The sequence below is a fragment of the Streptomyces sp. T39 genome (assembly GCF_008042045.1).
In the GTDB taxonomy this organism is placed as follows: domain Bacteria; phylum Actinomycetota; class Actinomycetes; order Streptomycetales; family Streptomycetaceae; genus Streptomyces.
The window spans coordinates 4,857-8,432 of the sequence record NZ_RDBP01000061.1; the positions used below are offsets into that span (position 1 = coordinate 4,857).

The window sequence follows — 3,576 nt, forward strand, 5'->3', positions numbered from 1 at the left end:
CGGGTGCACCGCGCGAAGACCGCGCTCGGCGAGCGCGGAACGCCGTGGTGGGAGCAGTCGGACGAGGAGCGCCGGCGCCGATGGCGGGACGGGCTCTCGGCGCTCGACGACGGCTGACGGCGGGCTCCGGTCCCGCCGCCGGGCCTCATCCGCCGGGGTCCGGCCGGACCGGTTCCGTCTGGCCCGCACGCGCGGCCTCCAGCTGCGCGGCGAAGGCGATGCCGAGGAACAGCGCGACCCCGGTCACATTGGCCCACAGCAGCAGGGCGACGAACGCGGCGGCGGCCTCGGCGTTGCCGGATTCCTTCAGCGTGGCGGCGGGGTACTCGGCGACGGCGTTCTGCGCGTCGGGGATCTCGACGGCGTCGACCCTGTCCTGCGCACCGGCGGCGTCGGTCCGGTAGACGAGTCCGGCGTCGGCCTCGCCGAGCGCGACCTTGCTGAGCACGGCGCGCACGTTGGGCTCCTGGGAGACCGGCTTCACCGTGATCCCCTGGGCGTCGAGGATCTGCTCGCCGTACGTGCCGACGGGGACCTCGGGGGCGGCGAGGACGACCTTGAGCCCGGGGTCCGCGAGGTCCTTCAGCTCGTCGACCCGGTGCGGGTTTCCCTCGCCGGTGGCGATGACGAGACGGTTCCTCGCGATGACCGTCGGGGTGCCGGTGTCCTCCCTCACCTTGCGCATGCTCGTGGTGTCGGCGGTGACGAGTGCGTCGGCGGGTGATCCCTGGGACACCTGGGAGACGAGTTCCTGGGAGCCGGCGAAGGAGAAGGTGATCCGCGTGCCGGGGTGCGCCTTCTCGTAGGCGGCACCGGCTGCCTTGAACACGTCGGTGAGGGACGCCGCGGCGAGGACCGTCAGCTCGGCCCCCGGCGCCGCGCCCGCGGAACCGCCGGCGTCCTTCGTTCCGTCGCTGCCGCAGGCCGCGAGAGGGACGAGCAGCGCCGCGGCGAGAGCGGCCGCGGCGGCGCGCCGTCCGGTGCGTGCGAGGGCCATCAGGGGTGACTCCTTGGGGACGGAGGAAGGGTGCGCGGGACCGGCGCCCCGCGACTGCGCGGCCCGACCCGTCATGCAGGACAGCATATGCGCCACCGTATGGATGAAGCGCGCGCATGTGCAAGAAGATTGTGGGAGCATCCATAGCGTTTGCGTGTCGCCATGGAGGAAGCGCCGACCCATGACCGGCTGGGTCTCACCTGTCGGACACGAACGCTTCGGGGCCGTGGAACGGACGGGCGCGCTTCATGATCGGCTCACGCGGACGGCCCCGCGCCGAGGCGCGCGACCGGGGGCTACAGTGACGGCCATGGGGGAACGGAAGCATTGCAGGCAGTGCCGGCGGCCGCTCGCGCCGAGCCGGTGGCGACGCCCGAAGCGGTTCTGCAGCCGGCGGCATCAGGTGCGCTACTGGATCGAGGAACTGCTGGACGGCATCCTCGGGTAGCTCCGTTCCCTCTCCCGTCGTCGGACCGCATCACGGTGTCCCCGTCCGTACCTCGCGCGGAGCCGGACGGGCACTCGGCACCGGACACGTCCGGGGCGGACGCGGGCGCTCACGAAGGGATGAATGCGGGGCAAGATCACCCCGCCGCCGCCCGGCGCCCGGCACGCTGCCGATGTGCGCAAAGAAGGAGACGGGGCCGTCCCCCGGCAGCGGGCCACGGGGCCGCAACGGTACCGGCGGCCCACCCCACGCCCTCCGGCCCCACGCCGCCGGGCGGGCGACCGCGGCGGCGGCGTCGAGGCCCGCGTCCGCTACTGGTTCGACACGACGCTCGCCCACGGCACCTCGGCCCTCGTCGGTTGGCTCGCCCTCGCCTGCCTGGCGGTGGTGGTCCCCGTCAGCGTGCTCCTCGTCTGGACCGATCAACGCGGGCCCATGGCCACGGAGTCGAAGATCGCCGCGGTGTGGCGCAGCACCGGCCAGACCATGCGGCTCGGCGGCGAGGTGGGGCCGCCGCTGCGGGTCGCCCTGTCGGTCCTGCTCGCGCTGGTCGCCCTCTTCTACGTGTCGACCCTGGTCAGCCTGATCACCGCCGGGATCACCGACCGGCTGATCGCCCTGCGCCGGGGCCACTCCACGGTCCTGGAGAGCGGCCACACGGTGATCCTCGGCTGGTCCGAGCAGATGCAGACGGTCGTCTCGGAACTGGTCGCCGCGAACGCGGGCCGGCGCCCGGGTGTGGTCGCGGTGCTCGCCGACCGCGACCCCGCCGAGATGGAGGAGGACCTGCGGGCCGACGTCGGCGACACGGGCCGGACCCGGCTGATCATCCGCAGCGGGCGTCCCACCGACCCCACGGCTCTGGCCCGGGTCAGCCCCGCGACCGCAGACTCCGTCGTGGTCCTCCCGCGTGACGACCCGGCCGAGGACGCCGAGATCGTCAAGACCCTGCTGTCGTTGCGTGCCGTCGTCGGCGAGGACCGCGACCTGCCAGTCGTGGCCGCCGTGCGCGACGACCGCTACCTGGCCGCGGCGCGCCTCGCGGGCGGCCCCGGGGCGACGGTCCTGGAGATCGACGACGTGTCGGCCCGGCTGCTCGTGCAGTGCGCCCGCCGCCCCGGACTCTCCCTCGTGCACCAGGAGTTGCTGGACTACGCGGGCGACGAGTTCTACACCGTGCGGGACCCGGCGCTGACCGGGCGGACGTTCAGGGAGGCCGCCGCGGCCTGCCCCGTGTCCAGCGCCGTCGGCGTCGTCCGGGCGGATGGCGTCCTCACCCTCTGCCCGCCCGCCGCGCTGCGGCTGGCCGACGGCGACGGCCTGGTCGTCATCGCCCGCGACCGGGACGCCACGCGCCCGGAGCCGGTCGCCGCCCCGTACGACCCGACGGCCGTCGCCGGCGCACCCCCGCCGCGGGCCCCGGTACCCGAGCGTCTGCTGATGCTCGGCTGGAACCGCAGGGCCCGCAGGATCGTCGACCGGCTCGCCCGGTCCGCGCCGCCCGGGTCGTCCCTGGAGGTGGTGGCCGAGCGCCGCGCCGCCGGCCGGGCGGCGGGCGACGGACTCACCGTCACCCTGCGGCAGGGCGACCCCACCCGGCGCGAGACCCTCGAAGGGCTCGACCTGGCCACCTACCACGGCGTGATCGTCCTCGGACCGGACCGCCGCCCCGGGCAGGACGACCCCGACGACCGCACCCTCGTCACCCTGCTCCACCTCAGGGCCCGGGAACGCGAGACCGGTGCCAGGGTCCCCGTCGTCACGGAGATGACCGACGACCGCAACCGGCTCATCGCGCCGGTCGCCCCGGGGGCCGACTTCGTCGTCAGCGGCAAGCTGATCGGCCTGCTGATGACGCAGATCTCGCAGAACCCCCGACTGGCCTGCGTGTTCGAGGAGTTGTTCGCGCCCGGCGGCACCACGATCCAGCTCCGCCCGGCCGGCGACTTCGTCCGCACGGGACAGGTGGCCTCGTTCGCCACCGTGGCCGAGGCGGCCTCCCGCCGGGCGCGAACAACTCCTCGAACACGCAGGCCAGTCGGGGGTTCTGCGAGATCTGCGTCATCAGCAGGCCGATCAGCTTGCCGCTGACGACGAAGTCGGCCCCCGGGGCGACCGGCGCGATGAGCCG

3 protein-coding genes are annotated in these 3,576 nt (G+C 74.4%); 2 read left to right on the plus strand and 1 reads right to left on the minus strand.

Going from position 1 to position 3,576, the window contains the following annotated elements:
* Positions 1–145 precede the first annotated feature (145 nt).
* Complete coding sequence (gene modA / locus EAO77_RS34880) at positions 146–997, minus strand: molybdate ABC transporter substrate-binding protein (RefSeq protein ID WP_147992338.1); 852 nt, start codon at positions 995–997, stop codon at positions 146–148.
* Between the two features lie 310 nt (positions 998–1,307).
* Between modA and EAO77_RS39070 the strand changes: the two genes are divergently transcribed.
* Together EAO77_RS39070 and EAO77_RS41580 are read left to right on the plus strand one after the other, a co-directional pair.
* On the plus strand, positions 1,308–1,445 hold the full coding sequence (locus EAO77_RS39070) for a hypothetical protein (protein ID WP_187283547.1): 138 nt from the start codon (positions 1,308–1,310) through the stop codon (positions 1,443–1,445).
* Between the two features lie 174 nt (positions 1,446–1,619).
* Complete coding sequence (locus EAO77_RS41580) at positions 1,620–3,536, plus strand: CASTOR/POLLUX-related putative ion channel (RefSeq protein ID WP_261994292.1); 1,917 nt, start codon at positions 1,620–1,622, stop codon at positions 3,534–3,536.
* The last annotated feature ends 40 nt before the right edge of the window (positions 3,537–3,576 follow it).